Origin of the sequence: Lacticaseibacillus sp. 53-4 (genome assembly GCF_016861805.1) — a bacterium.
Classification (GTDB): Bacteria; Bacillota; Bacilli; order Lactobacillales; family Lactobacillaceae; genus Lacticaseibacillus.
Window position 1 is genome coordinate 12,406 of sequence record NZ_BOLT01000013.1, and the last position, 16,609, is coordinate 29,014.

Genomic DNA, 16,609 nt, shown 5'->3' on the forward strand with positions numbered 1-16,609 from the left:
GATGAAAATTGCTATCGATGCGATGGGCGGCGATCACGCCCCTGAGGTTGTGATTCAAGGGGTTGAACAGGCCCGCGACGAGCTTCAAGACGTCGACTTTCTGCTTTACGGGGACGAGAACAAGATTCGGCCCCTGCTGAAAAACGATTCTCACGTGACGATTATTCACACCACTGAGAAGGTCAACTCCGACGATGAGCCGGTGCGCGCGATTCGCAGCAAGAAGCAGGCCTCCATGGTCCTGGCTGCCCAGGCCGTCAAAAGCGGTGAGGCCGACGCGATGATCTCGCTGGGCTCAACTGGGGCGCTGCTCGCTGCCGGCCTGTTCATTGTGGGCCGCATCAAGGGCATCGACCGGCCTGGCCTGATGCCGACTTTGCCGACCACGGACGGCGCGGGTTTTGTGATGCTTGACGTCGGCGCCAATGCCGAGAACCGGGCGTCACAACTGGTTCAGTACGCGGTTATGGGCGACTTTTACGCGCGGGATCTGCGCGGGCTGAAAAATCCCAAGGTCGGCCTGCTGAACAACGGCACCGAAGCCAATAAAGGCAATGAGCTGCATCAGGAGACTTACAAGCTGCTCAGTGCGCTGGATGGGATCAATTTTGTCGGCAACGTCGAATCTGACTCGATTCTCAAGCACACGGCAGACGTCGTGGTGACTGACGGCTTCACCGGCAACGCGGTGCTCAAGACCATCGAGGGCTCTGCGCGCACCATTTTGGGGCTGGTCAAGCACGCCATCATGGATAACGGCGTGAAGGCGAAGCTCGGCGGGCTGCTGCTGAAGGATGGCATTCAGTCCGTGGCCAGCACGTTTGACGTGTCCAGTTACGGTGGGGCTGTCTTGCTGGGGCTCAAGGCCCCGGTGGTCAAGGCGCACGGCGGTGCGGATGCCAAGGCGGTTTACTACACGGTCAAGCAGGTCAAGCAAATGGTGGAAACCGGCACGGTCCAGAAAGTGGTCGATTACTTCCAGGCCCATCCAGCGACCAAGGCGTGACAAAGCACCCCAAATCAGGTATGCTAAATTGCGTGAAAATCAAGGAGGCGCACTATGTCAGAGCAGGAAGTATTTGATAAAATCGCCGGGCTGATCGAGGACCACTTCCAGGTCCCGGCGGCCAAGGTCACCAAAGAGTTGAATTTTAAGACCGACCTCGATGCCGACTCAATTGATTCCGTTGAGTTTGTGCTTGAGCTCGAGGATACCTTTGGGGCCGAGATCCCAGACGAGGATGCCGAAAACATTCAAACCGTCGGGGATGCGGTGCAGTACGTACTCGATCACCAAAATAAGTAAGCAACCGATGACCACCTGGCAGGCCCGCGCTCACCAGGTGGTTTTTTAGTGCCGAAGTTCATGGTTTTTTAATTTTCGCTGGGTTTATTGTTGACAGGGTCTTGCATTCAGGGTTAGAATTTTCACAACATTAAAACGCGATTAAAAGATGAGTAACCGACGAGTCTGGGACAGAAAGCCGCAGGGGATGAGAAGCGGTGCAGGCAACTCGGCGAAGATGGTCTTTGCTGCCGCGGCCGGCTGAGCAAAAGCAAAGTTGGTCTGGGTGCGCCCATTACAGCGCCGAGTCTCACCGCAAGGTCGGACTGATCGAGGCGGCTGGCGTGAGTCAGTCGTGTATACAAGGTGGTAACGCAGCCAAGCTGCCCTTGCACTCTCTAGGAGTGTGGGGGCGGCTTTTTTTATCGCAAAAAGGAGCAAAATCATGACAACAACAATTATTGGTTATCCGCGCATCGGGGCCCACCGTGAGCTCAAGTTTGCGACCCAGCACTATTTCAAGCAGCGCATCTCCGCCGAGGAGCTGCAGGACACGGCGAAAAAGCTGCGTCAGGCCAACTGGGCAACCATCAAGCAGGCGGGGATCGACCAAGTGCCGACCGGTGACTTTTCATTCTTCGACACCACGCTGGACACGGCCTTTCTGCTGAACATCGTGCCAAAGCGTTACCAGGACCTGAAGCTGGCGCCCTTGGACGAGTACTTTGCGCTGGCCCGCGGCTACCAAGGCGCAGCGGGCGACGTCAAGGCGCTGTCCATGAAGAAGTGGTTCAACACGAACTACCATTACCTGGTGCCTGAATTTGACCGGGACACCCAGATCAAGGTGCGCGACTGGCAGCTGTTTGCTCAATTCAAGGAAGCCAAGGAGCAAGGCATCAACGCGCGACCAACGCTCGTGGGGCCGTACACGCTGCTGCACCTGAGCCGCTTTCTCGATGGCAAACAGCCAGCGGACTTTGTGGACGCGCTGGCGGCGGCGTACGCCGAAATCATCAGCCGGCTGGTCGGCGAAGGGGCCGAGTGGATCCAGCTGGATGAGCCGGCGCTGGTGTTTGACCAAACGGACGCGGACCGAGCCCTGTTCAAGCAGCTTTACACGGCAATTCTGGCGCAAAAAGGGTCGGCGAAGATCCTGCTGCAGACGTACTTTGGCGACGTCACCGATTCCTACCAGAATCTGACCAGCCTGGCCTTTGATGGGTTGGGCCTGGACTTCATCGAAGGGAAGGTCAACTTGGACCTGCTGACGACGCAAGGGTTCCCGAAGGACAAGGTGCTGTTTGCCGGGGTGATCAACGGCAAAAACATCTGGCGCACCAACTACGATAAGACGCTGACGTTGCTGTCTCAGCTGGACGAGGTGGCCGACCAGATCGTGCTGTCGACCTCGACGTCGCTGCTGCACGTGCCGTACACCACCAAGAACGAGACGAAAATCGACCCGGCGGAACTACGCTACCTGGCGTTTGCTGAAGAAAAGCTGACCGAGCTGCGCGAGCTGGACGAGGCGCGGAAGGCCAAGCGCGACACGCCGGCGGTGCTGACGAACCGCCACCTGTTTGCTACGCCGCGCTACGATGAAGACCCGGCCATCAACGCCAAAATTGCGGCCTTGAAGCCTGAGGATTACAAACGGCTGCCGGCACGCAAGGAGCGCCTGGCGATTCAGGCCAAGGAGTTCAACCTACCGATTTTGCCGACCACGACGATTGGGTCATTTCCGCAGACGGCGGCGGTGCGCAAGAATCGCGCCGAGTTCCGCAAGGGCAACATCACGGAAGAAGAATACACCGCCTTCAACCACAAGGAAGAACGGCGCTGGCTGAAGATTCAAGAGGACCTCGGACTGGACGTGCTGGTTCACGGCGAATTTGAACGCAATGACATGGTCGAATACTTTGGCGATAACCTCAAGGGCTTCCGCTTCACCGAAAACGGGTGGGTGCAGTCTTACGGCACCCGCGGGGTCAAGCCGCCGATCATTTGGGGCGACGTGGTGCGCACGCATCCGATTACCGTGGCGGAGTCCGTGTACGCCCAGAGCCAGACGGACAAGCCGGTGAAGGGGATGCTGACCGGGCCGGTGACGATTCTCAACTGGTCGTTCCCGCGCGAGGATGTCTCGCCTAAGGTTTCCACGGAGCAAATCGCACTGGCGCTTCAAGGCGAAGTGCTGGATCTGGAAAAACATGGCATCAAGATCATCCAAATCGATGAGCCGGCCTTGCGGGAAAACCTGCCGCTGCGCAAAAAGGACTGGAACAGTAAGTACCTCGACTGGGCCGTGCCGGCATTCCGGCTGGTCGGCGCGAAGGTGCAGCCAGGGACGCAGATTCACACCCACATGTGCTACTCCGAATTTGGCGACATCATCGAGGCCATTGACGCGCTGGATGCGGATGTGATCAGCTTTGAAGCCGCCCGTGCCGATATGACGCTGCTGGATGTGTTGCACGACGTCCACTTTGAGACCCACGTCGGCCCTGGCGTTTACGACATTCACTCGCCGCGCGTGCCGTCCAAGGACGAAATCGTCAAGATCATTCACGAGATTCTCCGGCGCATTCCTAAGGAGAACGTCTGGATCAATCCTGACTGTGGTTTGAAGACCCGCGAGGAGCCCGAAACGGTCGCGAGCCTGCGCAACATGGTCGAGGCGACCAAACAGGTACGAGAGGAGCTCGCGCATGAAAGTCAACCGACTGTTTAATGATCATCAGGTCTTGTCCTTCGAGCTGTTTCCGCCGCGCCGCCGGAACACTGATGATGACTACCGCCGCATTGATGACACCATCAGTGCCGTTTCCGAGCTGAACCCGGATTTTGTTTCGGTGACGCTTCACACCGGGGCCAAAGATCAGCGCCGCGTGACGCTGGAACTGGCTGACCGGATCCAGCAACAGTACGGCCTGCCGGCGGTTGCGCATCTGCCTGCGGTGCAGCTGACGACGGCCGAGGTTGACAGCCTGCTGGATGACTTCAAGGCGGCTGGCATTGAAAATATTTTGGCCTTGCGCGGCGATATTCCTGATGGCGGCCGGGTCGCCAACGATTTTCCGCACGCCAGTGACCTGATCACGCACATTCACGAGTACGGCGACTTTAACGTCGTCGCGGCCTGTTACCCCGAGACACATCCCGAGGCGACCAGCCCCGAGGCCGATCTGCGCCACCTGAAGGAAAAAGTGGACGCTGGGGCCTCACAGCTGATCTCGCAGCTGTTCTTCGATAACCACGTCTTTTACGACTTTGTGGCGCGGGCGCGGGCCGCGGGCATCCAAGTGCCCATCGAGGCCGGGATTATGCCAGTGCTCAGTCAGCACCAGATCGACACGATGGCCTTGACCTGCGGGGTCAGCTTGCCGGAAAAGTTTCTCAGCATGATGAAACACTACGAGGGGCGCCCCGAAGCCATGCGTGACGCCGGCATTGCCTACGCCATCGATCAAATCGTTGACCTGATGGTGCACGGGGTCGATGGCATCCACCTTTACACCATGGACAACCCGACGGTCGCCAAGCGCATTGTTGAGGCGACGCGGTCCCTGGTGCGTCAGTAATTTAGCTTAAACGGCACGCTTGCACACAGCAGGCGTGTCTTTTAAGCTCATCCGCGTCATTGGGCGGCTGGTGTTAGACCCAGTCGTTCTGTATAATGGATTAGAGTATGTTTAGCCAAATTACAGGAGGTCAACAATGGTCGCATCTGAGTTCGTCAGTGAGTTACGCCAGCGGTACGAAATCGAGTTCAAAGACTTGAGCCTGCTCGACGAAGCGTTTACGCATTCGTCCTACGTCAACGAGCATAAGGAGCTCGGCCTCAAGGACAACGAGCGGCTCGAATTTCTCGGGGATGCCGTGCTTGAGCTGACGGTCTCAGATTACTTGTACCGGAAGTTTCCAGACCTGCCGGAAGGCGACCTGACGCGGATGCGTTCGGCGGCAGTCCGCACGCGCGCGTTTTCAGGCTTTTCCAAAGAAGCGCACTTTGACCGCTACATTAAGCTGGGCAAGGGCGAGGAGCGCGCCGGGGCCCGCAAGCGGTTGACCTTGCTGGAAGACCTGTTTGAAGCCTTTAACGGCGCCTTGTACCTGGACCAGGGCCGTGAAGCCAACATTAAGTTTGCCAAACAGATCATTTTTCCTAAAATTGACGCCGGCGAGTTCTCAGCCGACATGGATCACAAAACCGCGCTGCAGGAGTATGTCCAGCAGGATGGGGAAGTCGACATCGAATACCACTTGCTGGCGGAAACCGGCCCGGCGCACGCGCGGCAGTTCCAAGTGGACGTTGCGGTTGACGGCACCGTGCTCGGTTCTGGTGTGGGTAAGAATAAAAAAGCGGCGGAGCAGGCCGCGGCCGACGATGCGTTGACCAAGCTTCGCGCAAAGTGAGTGAAAGTGCATGCAGTTAAGACATCTGACAATCAACGGCTTCAAATCGTTCGCGGATAAAACCGAGATCGATTTTGTGTCCGGGTTGACCGGCATCGTTGGCCCAAACGGCTCCGGTAAAAGCAACATCACCGAGGCCATTCGCTGGGCACTCGGCGAACAAAGTGCGAAGTCTTTGCGCGGCGAGAAAATGGGCGACGTGATTTTTGCCGGCACCGCCACCCGGCCGCCGCTCAACCGCGCCGAAGTGACGATGACGTTCGATAATTCAGACGGCTATTTGCCGAAGCAGCCGGCCGCGGTCACAGTGACCCGGCGGCTTTTTCGTGATGGCGAATCGGATTTTCTGATCAACAATCAAAATGTCCGGCTCAAGGACATCGTTGACCTATTCATGGATTCGGGTCTGGGCAAGGAGAGTTTCTCGTTCATTTCTCAGGGCCGCGTCGAGGCCATTTTTAATTCCAAACCAGAGGACCGGCGCGGCATTCTTGAAGAAGCCGCCGGCGTTTTGAAGTACAAACAGCAAAAAACCAAGGCCCAGGCGGAGCTCAAGGAAACGCAGGACAATCTGGATCGCATCAACGACATCGTGTCCGAGTTGCACAAGCAAGTCACGCCTTTGGCCGAGCAGGCCTCACTGGCCCGCGACTACGAACGCCAGACGAAAGACTACCAGCGTATTCATAAAGAAATCCTGGCACTAGAGATCCAGCAGCTGGCTGATGAGCAGACCAAGACGCAAGGGGAAGCTAAGGTTACCAAGGAGACCGTGGCCGCGCTGACCGCCAAGGCCAAGCACCTCGAGGGCCAGTCGGAAACCCTGACGGCGACTGATCAGGAGCTGGACGCCAAGCTGACCAAGCTGAACGATTCGCTGCTGTCTCAATCGATGAAGCTGGAAAGTCTCACCGGGGAGGTCAACGTGTCGTCAGAGCGCGCTAATAACGCGCAGGAGACGCTGAAGGATCTGCAGGCGCAGTTGGCGCAGGCGCAAACTGACCTGGCCGACGCGAAACAGCGCGTGGCAAATCTGACGCGAACTCAGACCGAACAAGCGGCGCAGCGCAAGCAGTTAGCCGAAAAGTTGACGGCTGCCCGCGCCGGCGCACAGTCCCCTGAAGCACTGGCCAAGCAGCTCGATGAAGCCCAGGCAAAGTACATTGACCTTCTGCGGCAGCAGGCGGATACGAAGAATGCCCTGGCGGCCGCGCAAAAGGATCAGCAGGTGGCGCAGAACCAAAGCGCCGCCGACCGGGCGCGGCTTTCCGAGCTTAACAAGCGCCAGCAGGCTCAGCAGGAGACCGTCGATCAGCTGATCGGGCAAGTGGCCAAACTGACCGCGGCCAGCGAAGATGCGCGCACTAAAGCGGCCGCCGCGCATGAACAAGCGGAAACCGTTCAGCAGGCGTTTGCGGACGCCCAAGACCGCCTCAACCAGGCGACCACCCTGTACCAACGCGCCAACTCGCGTTATGAGACCCTGCAGGAGCTGAAAGATGATTACGCCGGATTCTATTCCGGCGTGCGCGCCGTGCTGAAAAACAAGGCGCAGCTCGAAGGCGTCATCGGCGCTGTGGCCGAGCTGCTGGCAGTGCCAAGCAAGTACCAGCAGGCCTTTGATGTCGCATTGGGTGGCAGCTTGCAGGCGATCGTGACGACCACTGAGCAGGCTGCCAAGCAGGCCATCACGTACCTGAAGCAGACGCGCGCCGGGCGGGCGACCTTTTTGCCGACCGCTGTGATCCGGCCGCGGAACCTGCCGGCGAGTGTTGCCACCGAACTGGCCGGCCAGCCTGGGTTTATCGGCATCGGTGTCGAGCTGGTGCGTTTCCGGCCCGAAGTGGCGCCGGTCATGGCAAACCTGCTCGGCAGCCTGATTGTCGCCGAGACCTTGGACGCCGGGATCAAACTGGCTAATTTGACGCATCATCGCTACCGCATTGTGACGCTTGACGGTGATATTCTGACTCCCGGCGGCGCCTTGACCGGTGGCCAGACGCGCAAGCAAGGCGTATCGCCGCTGGCGCGCACCCAGGAGGTCACGCAGTTGCACGCGCAGCTGCGGCAGATGAAAGATGCTTTGGCCAAGCAAACCGACTTAGTGAATGGCCTGCAAGCCAAGCTGACGACAGCCCAGACTGCAGCCACGGAAGCCGACCGCGCGGTCAATCAGGCGCTGGCGGATCTTTCCGCCCAAAAAGCCCAGCTGGATGCCCAGCAGGCTAGTTTGACCCAGCTTGACCGGCAGCGCCAAGCCGCTAAGTTGGCAACCGGGACCGCAGACGATTATGATCAAAAGATCGAGACGTTGACCGGTCAGGCGGAAGCAGTGGGCAAGGCGTTGACCGAGACGCAAGATCAAATCGACCGCACCAAGGCGCAGCAAAGCCAGGCCGAGGCCAGTGCGGCTGAGATCCAAGCAAAAGTCAACGACTTGCAGACGCAACTGGCGGTGCTTAAAAGCACGGCCGAAACCACCAAGACCCAACTGGCGCAGTGGCAAGATCAAGTGCAAACCAGTACCCAATCCTTGGCTCAGCTGAAGGAACGGATCGCCAAAATTCAGCAGGCGGCTGAGGAAAGTGCGACTGACAAGCAGACCCGCACGCAGACCATCGCGCAGTTGAAAGTCAGCACCAAGGCGCTGCGCGAGGAGCAAGACAAACTGACCAAGGAAAAAGCCGCCAATCGCGGCAAACTCAGCAGTGTGTCGGCCGAAATCACGACGACCTACACCCAGCAGCACACGGCGATGGCACAGGCCGAACAGCAAAGTGCCTCGCTTTCGCGCATCAAGGTCAATCTGGATAATCGGCTGGCCACATTGTCGGAAGATTACCAACTCACTTATGAAGCGGCCCTGAAGGCCACAACCAGCAAGGCGGCAGAACTGCCGCAGCTGAAGTCGCAGCTCAAGCTGTTAAAGCGCGGGCTGGACGAGTTGGGACCAGTTAATCCGAATGCCATCACGGAGTACGAAAACGTGAAGGAACGCTTTGACTTTCTGACGAAGCAGCAGGACGACTTGATCGCCGCGAAAACCCAGCTGGAAGCCACGATGGGTGAGCTGGACGAAGAGGTCAAAAGCCGCTTTAAAGACATGTACGAGGCCACCAACGCCGCCTTTGAAACCATTTTTCCGCAGATGTTTGGCGGCGGCGAGGCGCACCTGACCCTGACCGATCCAGACGACTTACTTAACACCGGCATTGAGATCTCGGCGCAGCCGCCTGGCAAGAAGCTGACGCGGCTGTCCCTGCTGTCTGGTGGGGAGCGCGCGCTGACGGCCATTGTGCTGTTGTTCGCGATTCTGAAGGTGCGGCCGGTGCCATTTTCCATTTTGGATGAAGTTGAGGCCAGCCTCGACGACGTTAACGTCGATCGGTTCGGCCACTTCTTGCGCGATTATAGTTCGGACACGCAGTTCATTGTCATCACGCACCGGCGCGGCACCATGCTCGCGGCCAACATGCTGTATGGCGTGACGATGCAAGAATCCGGTGTGTCCAAGATGGTCGCCGTGTCCTTGGATCAGGTTCAAGATGAAAATACCGAGCCAGTTTCAAAATAGGAGGCAGTCATGGGATTATTCGATTCGCTGAAGAAAGCATTCGGCGGCGGCCAGCAGGAAACCGCTGAAGAAGAAAAGTACGACGCTGGGCTGGAGAAAAGCCGCAGCACGTTCGGCGAAAAGCTGAACGCGCTGTTTGCCAATTTTCGCACGGTCGATGAGGACTTCTTCGATGACCTCGAGGAAATGCTGATCGGCGCCGATGTCGGCTTCGAAACCGCCGAAAAACTCACTGATGAACTGCGCGATGAGGTCAAGCTCAAGAACGCCAAGAGCAAAGATGAAGTCTCCCAAGTCATCGTGCAAAAACTCGTCGACATCTACGGCGAGGCAGGCGAAGGCGAAGATAACTCGCTGCACTACGCCGAATCCGGGCCGACCGTCTTCTTGTTTGTTGGCGTCAACGGTGCCGGCAAAACGACGACCATCGGCAAACTCGCCCACCAGCTGCAGCAGGATGGCAAAAAGGTTCTGCTGGCGGCCGGTGACACGTTCCGGGCTGGAGCAATCCAGCAGCTGCAGGAATGGGGCAAGCGCGACGAGGTGCCGGTCGTGGCGACAGAACCCGGCGGTGATCCCGCCGCGGTGGTGTTCGATGCGGTGAAGCGCGCCAAGGACGAAAACTTCGACGTGCTGCTGGTCGACACCGCCGGCCGCCTGCAGAACAAGGTTAACCTGATGAAGGAGCTCGACAAGATCAAGCGGGTGATCGTGCGTGAGCTGCCAGATGCGCCACAAGAGGTGCTGCTGGTGCTTGATGCCACCACCGGTCAGAACGCGCTGAGCCAGGCCAAGGAGTTCAACCAGACCACCAAGATCTCCGGCATTGTCCTGACCAAGCTCGATGGTTCTGGCAAGGGCGGCATCGTGCTGGCGATTCGCAACTCGCTCCACGTGCCAGTCAAGCTGGTTGGCCTGGGCGAAAAAATGGACGACTTGCAGGTGTTTGATCCAAACAAGTTCGTGTATGGGTTGTTCAAGGGCCTGATCAAGGAAGAAAATTAGCATAAAAAAACCGCTGTGAGTTTCACAGCGGTTTTGTGTTCAGCAGACTATGCGGTAGCCGCTTCCTTCTTCTCGCGGCCCAAGATGAGCTGCAGGACGATCAGGACGACATAGGCGATCAGGATGTAGCCGAGCCACGGCCCAATCTTAACGGAGCTGTCAAACCAGTACTTCTGCCAGGCGGTGTTGCTCATCACCCACAGGAAGATGGCACCGAGCAGCGCGCCGATCGCGTTGAGAATCGCGAAGAACCACAGATTCCCGTTTTCATGGTTGTGCAGATAAATGCCGGAAAAGACAATGTTCCAGAGGAACCAGCCGCAGAACGCGGCCACGATGCCCCAGTACAGAATGGTTGCAACCATAATTATTCCCTCCAATTCATTACCTCTCTAGTTTACCACGATGGAAGCGGAATTTTGACCTTTTGTTCCGAATCGCCAAGTGCGGCTGCCTGCATTGACGCGGCCGCGGCTGACCGGTATTCTGTTATAAGGAAGAAAAGGCGGGACAACTAATGGAAATTGAGAAGAATAACCGCATGAATTCGCTGTTTGAATTTTACGGGGCGCTGTTGACCGACAAGCAGCATTCGTACCTGGAGCTGTACTACGGCGACGATTACTCGCTGGGCGAGATTGCGACCGAGTTCGACGTGTCGCGCCAAGCCGTGTACGACAACATTCGCCGCACCGAGGCGAGCCTGGAGGAATACGAAAGCAAGCTTCACCTGCTGGCTAATTTTCAGGCGCAAAACGAGGCCGTTGGCGACTTGGTGCGCTATGTGAAAAGTAAGTATCCCGGCGATTCGAAACTGAATGAGTTATTGGCCCGTGTCGCTGACCAAGCTGCGCGGTAGGAGGCAAATTTATGGCATTTGAAGGATTATCAGAACGCCTGCAAAAGGCCCTTTCTGGCCTGCGGCGCAAAGGTAAGGTATCGGAGCAAGACGTGCGCGACACCATGCGCGAGATTCGTTTGGCGCTGCTTGAAGCCGACGTCAATTTTGGCGTCGTCAAGGACTTCGTTAAGAACGTCCGCGAAAAGGCCCTGGGCGCCGAAGTGCTCGACAGCCTGACGCCGGCTCAGCAGATCATCAAGATCGTCAACGACGAGCTGACTAAGACAATGGGCGAGGCGGCCGTGCCGCTGAACAAGTCCGCGCACATTCCGACGGTCATCATGATGGTCGGGCTGCAAGGGGCCGGGAAAACCACCACGGTCGGGAAGCTGTCCAAGTACCTGATGGATAACGAAAAGGCGCGGCCGCTGCTGATTGCGGCTGACGTCTACCGCCCGGCTGCGATCGACCAGTTGAAGGTCATCGGCGAGAAGCTCAGCGTGCCGGTCTTTGACATGGGCACGGACACCGATCCAGTTGAAATCGTTCGCCAAGGGCTCGCGCAGGCCGCGCTGCAAAAGAATGATTACGTGCTGATCGATACTGCCGGCCGCCTGCAGATCGACGAGCAGCTGATGACCGAACTGGCGAACATCAAGGATCTGGCGCATCCCGACGAGATCCTTTTGGTCGTGGATTCCATGACTGGGCAGGCCGCCACCGACGTTGCCAAGGGCTTTAACGAGCGCCTCGACATCACCGGAGTCGTGCTGACCAAACTCGATGGTGATACCCGCGGTGGGGCGGCGCTGTCGATCCGGGCCGTCACTGGCAAACCGATCAAGTTTGTCGGTCAAGGCGAAAAGATGGATGCGCTCGATGTCTTCTATCCGGCCCGGATGGCCAACCGGATCCTGGGCATGGGCGACATGATGACCCTGATCGACAAGGCGCAGAAGAACTACGACGAGAAGCAGGCGCAAGAAGTCGCCGAGAAGATCAAGGAAAACACGTTTGACTTCAACGACTTCATCGACCAGATGGACCAGGTCACCAATATGGGTTCCATGGATGAGATTATGAAAATGATCCCGGGGCTGGCGAATAACCCGGCCATGAAGAACTTCCATGTGGATCCTAAGGACATCGCGCACCAAAAGGCCATTGTGTACTCCATGACCCCGCAGGAACGCGAAGACCCTGACCTGCTGAACCCGTCGCGGCGCCGGCGCATTGCCGCCGGTTCCGGCGTGCCGATCGTCAAGGTCAACCAGATGATCAAGCAGTTCAACCAGGCCAAAAAGATGATGAATCAGATGTACAAAGGCAACTTCTCCGGCATGGAAGGCATGATGGGCAATGGCATTCAGGGCCGTCTAGGCAAGATGGCCATGAACAAGATGGTGCGCAAGCAAAAGAAAAACAAAAAAAAGCGCCTGAAGACCAAGCACTTCCACTCCTAATTAGACCAAAATCGCGCCATGGATTGATCTCCATGGCGCGATTTGATTTTACTGCATCAGGTAAAGGGCGAGCACGATCGCATTGGCCAGCCCGGCGATCAGGGGCCCGTATGTTTTGAACTTGCTGACGTGCTGGCCGATCATGGCGTCGAAGAGTTGCACGCAGGTCATCGCCACCGCAATGGCCGCCAGGTATTCGGGACTGCGGAAGATGAGCAGGCCCAGCGTGGCAATGGCTAAGGCGCCGCTTCGCGCCAGTGCGTAGCGCGCGTTGAGCCCGTCTGCGGCGTAACTCGCTTTGCTTTGCCGATAAGCGGCGATGGCAAAGCCGAGGCTCACTGCCGCACTAATGGCGGTGATGATGGCGCAGAGTTGATATAACATGGAAGGACTCCTATCCGGTGCGGTTTTGTCCCAGCTTAACATAGCCCCGGGATTTAGAACAGCCATTGGGAACTCCCCCTTAGTCGACTCAAGAATGACCCGGCAGTCTTTTCTCAAGGCCATTTTGAGGATGTAAAGAAAAAACTCTTTACACGTCAAGTATTCTTTGCTATGATTTTGAAGTTGAGAAATTTACAGGAGGTGTACTTAATGGCAGTAAAAATTCGTTTGAAGCGGATGGGTTCCAAGCTTAAGCCTTTCTATCGCGTTGTCATCGCGGACTCACGGTCCCCACGTGATGGTCGGTTTATCGAATCCGTTGGCTACTACAACCCACTCTCAGACCCAGTTGATTTGAAGCTGGACGACGACGAGATCTTGGCATGGTTGCAGAAGGGCGCTCAGCCTTCCGACACAGTGCGCACCTTGCTTGCTAAGCACGGCATCATGCAGAAGTATCACGAAGCTCGTTTCACCAAGAAGTAGGCGTTAATCAGTGGACATCACAGCGCTGATCAAAGCAATCGTGACGCCATTAGTCACACATCCAGACGCCATTGAGATTACGCGGCACGAAACTGCCGAGTACATGGCGTTCGATTTGAGCGTTGACCCGGACGATGTTGGTCGAGTCATCGGCAAAGGCGGCCGGGTCGCGCAGGCGATCCGCACCATTGTCTATGCGGTCAAATCCCCGTACGACAAGCGCGTGCGGCTGAACATTTTGGATGCCTCGCATTCAGAAGCGTAAAAAGATCGGCGGATGCCGGTCTTTTTTGATAAGGAGGAATTATGGCAGAGTTATACACGGTCGGTAAAATCGTTAACACGCATGGCATCAAGGGCGAGCTGAAGGTCATGCCCGTCACCGATTTTCCGGAGCAGCGCTTCGCCCCTGGCAGCCAGCTGGTCATTGAAGCCAAAACGCCGCTGACGGTCACGGTGGCCGGCGCGCGCAAGCAAAAGGCGATGTACCTGCTGAAGCTCAAGGAGTTCGACGACATCAATGACGTTGAGCGCTTTAAGGGGCTGGCCCTTGGCGTGGCCGATGCGGACGTGCAAGATCTTTCTGAAGGCGAATACTACTACCACGACATTATCGGGCTGACCGTGATCGACCAAACAGGCGCCACGCTCGGTCAGGTCAGCGAGATCCTCAGCCCTGGCGCGAATGACGTTTGGGTGATTCCGCGGCCGGGCAAGCCAGACGTCCTGCTGCCGTTTCTGAAGAGCGTGGTGCTGCGCATCGATCTGGATGCCAAAGTGGCTCACGTAGACGTGCCAGAGGGGTTGATCGACGATGCGGATTGATGTGCTAAGCATTTTTCCGGACATGTTTGCGCCGCTGACGCAAAGCATGATCGGCAAGGCCTTGGAAAAGGACCTGCTGCAGTTTAAGGTGACCGATTTTCGCCAGTACTCCCATGACAAGCACCACCATGTTGACGATACCCCGTACGGCGGCGGGGCGGGCATGCTGCTGAAGCCGGAGCCGATCTTTGAGGCGATGGATGACATCAACGCGGCTCACCCGGGCAACAAACGGGTCATCCTGCTCGATCCAGCAGGTAAAACGTTCAACCAAAGCGAGGCTAAAAAGCTCGCCAAGGAGGATCACCTGGTCTTCATCTGCGGCCACTACGAGGGTTACGACGAGCGCATCCGCAGTCTGGTGACCGACGAGTATAGCCTGGGTGACTTCATCCTGACCGGCGGCGAACTGCCGGCGATGGTGATGATCGATGCCATTGCACGGCTGCTGCCAGGGGTGCTGGGCAACGCGGAAAGCGCCCCGACCGACAGTTTTGAGAACAACCTCTTGGAGTACCCAGAATACACGCGTCCGCCAAGCTTCCGCGGCATGGACGTCCCGTTCGTCCTGCAAAACGGCGACCACGGCAAAATCGATGACTGGCGCCTGAAGGAATCCCTCCGCCGCACCTTGCAGCGCCGGCCAGACCTGCTGGAGCACGCTGACCTCGACAAAAAGGCGCAAAAGCTCTTGCGTGAGGTAAAGCGCGAGGAGCGAACCAAGTATACAGACGAGCCAGACTAAGTATTGTTCGGATAAGTTGAGTTTGAAACTGGCTGGAGTAGGCAAGGCTGAGGGGCGGAGAGAAAAATGGCTCAGCAGTGAAAAAATTGTTGGCGGTTTACCGCCTACAATTTGCCTCGAATGAGAGACTCGCTTGCGAGGCTCGAAGCGGGGCCACTGCTCTAGCTTCGCGTCGCCAGCCATTTTTCTCGGAGCCTCTCAGGCGCAGCCCACGGCCTTAACTCTAGGCTCGTCAACATTTTTTCTTTACACCGCTAGGCCACTATGCTAGAATTACAACTTGTGATAACTCACATAACAACGATGTTCCGCTGGGCGGGATGCTTAAGAATGTCGACAAAGGAGCAGTTCTGATGAACCCATTAATTGAAGAAATCACCAAGTCCCAGCTGCGCACCGATATCCCAGACTTTCGGCCTGGCGACACGGTTCGCGTTCACGCGAAGATCGTCGAAGGCGACCGCGAACGTGTTCAGCTGTTTGAAGGCGTTGTAATCAAGCGCCGCGGCGTTGGCGTTAGTGCAACGTACACCGTTCGTAAGATTTCGAACGGCGTCGGCGTTGAGCGGACGTTCCCACTTCACACCCCACGTGTGGAGAAGATCGACGTTGTCCGTCACGGCCAAGTCCGTCGGGCAAAGCTTTACTACCTGCGGGCACTCCGTGGGAAGGCTGCGCGGATCAAAGAGAAGCGCCGTTAATCCGAGAAGGCCGCAGTTGCGGCCTTTTTTGATGCCGCGGAGGAACTATGGAAAAAATCATCACTGTCATTTACTATCAACAAGCCACGACTTTTCGGCTGATCAAGGCCTTCTCCTCGCCATCGCGCGCGGCGGATTACCTGCACATGATCCAGCAGGCCCCGTTCCCCGGTGAGGAGCCGAGTGGCTATCAGCAGCAGATCCTGCATCTGAATTAAGAGGTGAGCAGCATGGCACAACAACCACAAGAACGCATTGACCGGATCAACGAGCTGGCCCACAAGGCGAAGGCTGAGGGGTTGACCGACGAGGAAAAAGCGGAGCGCAAACAGCTGCGTGAAGCCTACCTGCGTGATTTTCGCGCCGGGTTTGCCGACCAACTTGAGACGACCCAGTTTTTCGATAAGCAAGGGCATGAAATTACGCCCAAGAAGGTCCGCGAGCTGCAAAGAAAACGCGGGTTGCGTAAAGATTAGGCTTTCAATCAATCCAAGCGTTTTGTACAATGAGAGAGTTGAATCTCACATGAAGGGGGGAATTTGAGATGATGTTCGCAATTGGGCTGGTCGTTGGCCTTTTGGCCGGCGCCGTAGCCGGGTTCTTCGGGGCCCGCGCATATATGAAGAAATATTTCCAAGACAATCCTCCTGTCAATGAGGAAATGCTGCAGAGCATGATGATGTCGATGGGGCAAAAGCCATCCCAGAAGAAACTCAACCAGATGATGGCGCAGATGAAGCAGCAACAGAAGAAAGCCAACAAGAAGTAGGCTTTGGCGTCAGACTTGGAAACGGTCCGGTCAATTTTTGACTGGCCGTTTTTCTTTTGGCGCGCGGCCGCGATTTCTCACGGATTCACTTGCAAATTCTTATCATTTAATC

General features: G+C 57.0%; 19 protein-coding genes. 17 read left to right on the top strand and 2 right to left on the bottom strand.

The features are described 5' to 3' along the window. The first annotated feature begins 1 nt into the window (after position 1). The 7 genes from plsX to ftsY all read left to right on the top strand — a co-directional run bounded on the left by plsX (position 2) and on the right by ftsY (position 10,283). Positions 2-1,006: a phosphate acyltransferase PlsX gene (plsX, locus tag JUF21_RS06620; protein ID WP_203623743.1), complete on the top strand. Its 1,005-nt coding sequence runs from the start codon at positions 2-4 to the stop codon at positions 1,004-1,006. 54 nt (positions 1,007-1,060) lie between these two features. Further along, positions 1,061-1,306 (top strand): acyl carrier protein, encoded by a 246-nt coding sequence (gene acpP, locus JUF21_RS06625; protein WP_125754792.1) that lies wholly within the window; start codon positions 1,061-1,063, stop codon positions 1,304-1,306. Positions 1,307-1,730: 424 nt separating this feature from the next. Then, entirely contained in the window at positions 1,731-4,019 is a 2,289-nt protein-coding gene (gene metE, locus JUF21_RS06630; RefSeq protein WP_203663610.1) for a 5-methyltetrahydropteroyltriglutamate--homocysteine S-methyltransferase, read from the top strand. Beyond that, positions 3,997-4,869: a methylenetetrahydrofolate reductase [NAD(P)H] gene (metF, locus tag JUF21_RS06635; protein WP_203623745.1), complete on the top strand. Its 873-nt coding sequence runs from the start codon at positions 3,997-3,999 to the stop codon at positions 4,867-4,869. Before metE ends, metF begins: the two co-directional genes overlap by 23 nt. 136 nt (positions 4,870-5,005) lie before the next feature. Next, positions 5,006-5,704 carry a ribonuclease III gene (rnc, locus tag JUF21_RS06640; RefSeq protein WP_203623746.1) on the top strand — a complete coding sequence of 233 codons (699 nt, stop codon included), beginning with the start codon at positions 5,006-5,008 and terminating at the stop codon, positions 5,702-5,704. 10 nt (positions 5,705-5,714) lie between these two features. Then, the gene (gene smc, locus JUF21_RS06645) at positions 5,715-9,278 is read left to right on the top strand and encodes a chromosome segregation protein SMC (protein ID WP_203663618.1); all 3,564 of its coding nucleotides are present in this window, start codon (positions 5,715-5,717) and stop codon (positions 9,276-9,278) included. Positions 9,279-9,287: 9 nt separating this feature from the next. After that, positions 9,288-10,283 carry a signal recognition particle-docking protein FtsY gene (gene ftsY, locus JUF21_RS06650; RefSeq protein WP_203663620.1) on the top strand — a complete coding sequence of 332 codons (996 nt, stop codon included), beginning with the start codon at positions 9,288-9,290 and terminating at the stop codon, positions 10,281-10,283. Between the two features lie 47 nt (positions 10,284-10,330). Here ftsY and JUF21_RS06655 read toward each other — a convergent pair whose 3' ends face one another. Further along, positions 10,331-10,648, bottom strand: coding sequence for a hypothetical protein (locus JUF21_RS06655; RefSeq protein WP_203623749.1), 318 nt, complete (start codon positions 10,646-10,648; stop codon positions 10,331-10,333). A gap of 152 nt (positions 10,649-10,800) precedes the next feature. Here JUF21_RS06655 and JUF21_RS06660 point away from each other — a divergent pair, with 152 nt between their 5' ends. Further along, the gene (locus JUF21_RS06660; RefSeq protein WP_203623750.1) at positions 10,801-11,142 is read left to right on the top strand and encodes a putative DNA-binding protein; all 342 of its coding nucleotides are present in this window, start codon (positions 10,801-10,803) and stop codon (positions 11,140-11,142) included. Positions 11,143-11,153: 11 nt separating this feature from the next. Beyond that, the gene (gene ffh, locus JUF21_RS06665) at positions 11,154-12,587 is read left to right on the top strand and encodes a signal recognition particle protein (protein ID WP_203663622.1); all 1,434 of its coding nucleotides are present in this window, start codon (positions 11,154-11,156) and stop codon (positions 12,585-12,587) included. 48 nt (positions 12,588-12,635) lie between these two features. Here the strand turns inward: ffh and JUF21_RS06670 are convergent, their stop codons facing one another. Beyond that, positions 12,636-12,971 carry a hypothetical protein gene (locus JUF21_RS06670; RefSeq protein ID WP_203623752.1) on the bottom strand — a complete coding sequence of 112 codons (336 nt, stop codon included), beginning with the start codon at positions 12,969-12,971 and terminating at the stop codon, positions 12,636-12,638. Between the two features lie 210 nt (positions 12,972-13,181). Here JUF21_RS06670 and rpsP point away from each other — a divergent pair, with 210 nt between their 5' ends. From rpsP to JUF21_RS06710, 8 genes are all read left to right on the top strand, one after another. Beyond that, entirely contained in the window at positions 13,182-13,457 is a 276-nt protein-coding gene (gene rpsP, locus JUF21_RS06675; RefSeq protein WP_125754782.1) for a 30S ribosomal protein S16, read from the top strand. Between the two features lie 10 nt (positions 13,458-13,467). After that, positions 13,468-13,722 (top strand): KH domain-containing protein, encoded by a 255-nt coding sequence (locus JUF21_RS06680; protein ID WP_125754781.1) that lies wholly within the window; start codon positions 13,468-13,470, stop codon positions 13,720-13,722. Between the two features lie 41 nt (positions 13,723-13,763). Beyond that, positions 13,764-14,282, top strand: a complete 519-nt coding sequence (rimM, locus tag JUF21_RS06685) for a ribosome maturation factor RimM (protein WP_203623753.1) — start codon at positions 13,764-13,766, stop codon at positions 14,280-14,282. Then, positions 14,272-15,027, top strand: coding sequence for a tRNA (guanosine(37)-N1)-methyltransferase TrmD (gene trmD / locus JUF21_RS06690; RefSeq protein WP_203623754.1), 756 nt, complete (start codon positions 14,272-14,274; stop codon positions 15,025-15,027). Before rimM ends, trmD begins: the two co-directional genes overlap by 11 nt. Positions 15,028-15,380: 353 nt before the next feature. Next, positions 15,381-15,728 (top strand): 50S ribosomal protein L19, encoded by a 348-nt coding sequence (rplS, locus tag JUF21_RS06695; RefSeq protein ID WP_125754778.1) that lies wholly within the window; start codon positions 15,381-15,383, stop codon positions 15,726-15,728. A gap of 47 nt (positions 15,729-15,775) precedes the next feature. Continuing rightward, positions 15,776-15,946 (top strand): hypothetical protein, encoded by a 171-nt coding sequence (locus JUF21_RS06700; RefSeq protein ID WP_164506125.1) that lies wholly within the window; start codon positions 15,776-15,778, stop codon positions 15,944-15,946. Positions 15,947-15,958: 12 nt separating this feature from the next. Then, complete coding sequence (locus tag JUF21_RS06705) at positions 15,959-16,204, top strand: DUF896 domain-containing protein (protein ID WP_203623755.1); 246 nt, start codon at positions 15,959-15,961, stop codon at positions 16,202-16,204. Positions 16,205-16,272: 68 nt separating this feature from the next. Next, positions 16,273-16,497: a YneF family protein gene (locus JUF21_RS06710; RefSeq protein ID WP_125754776.1), complete on the top strand. Its 225-nt coding sequence runs from the start codon at positions 16,273-16,275 to the stop codon at positions 16,495-16,497. Positions 16,498-16,609: the final 112 nt, after the last annotated feature.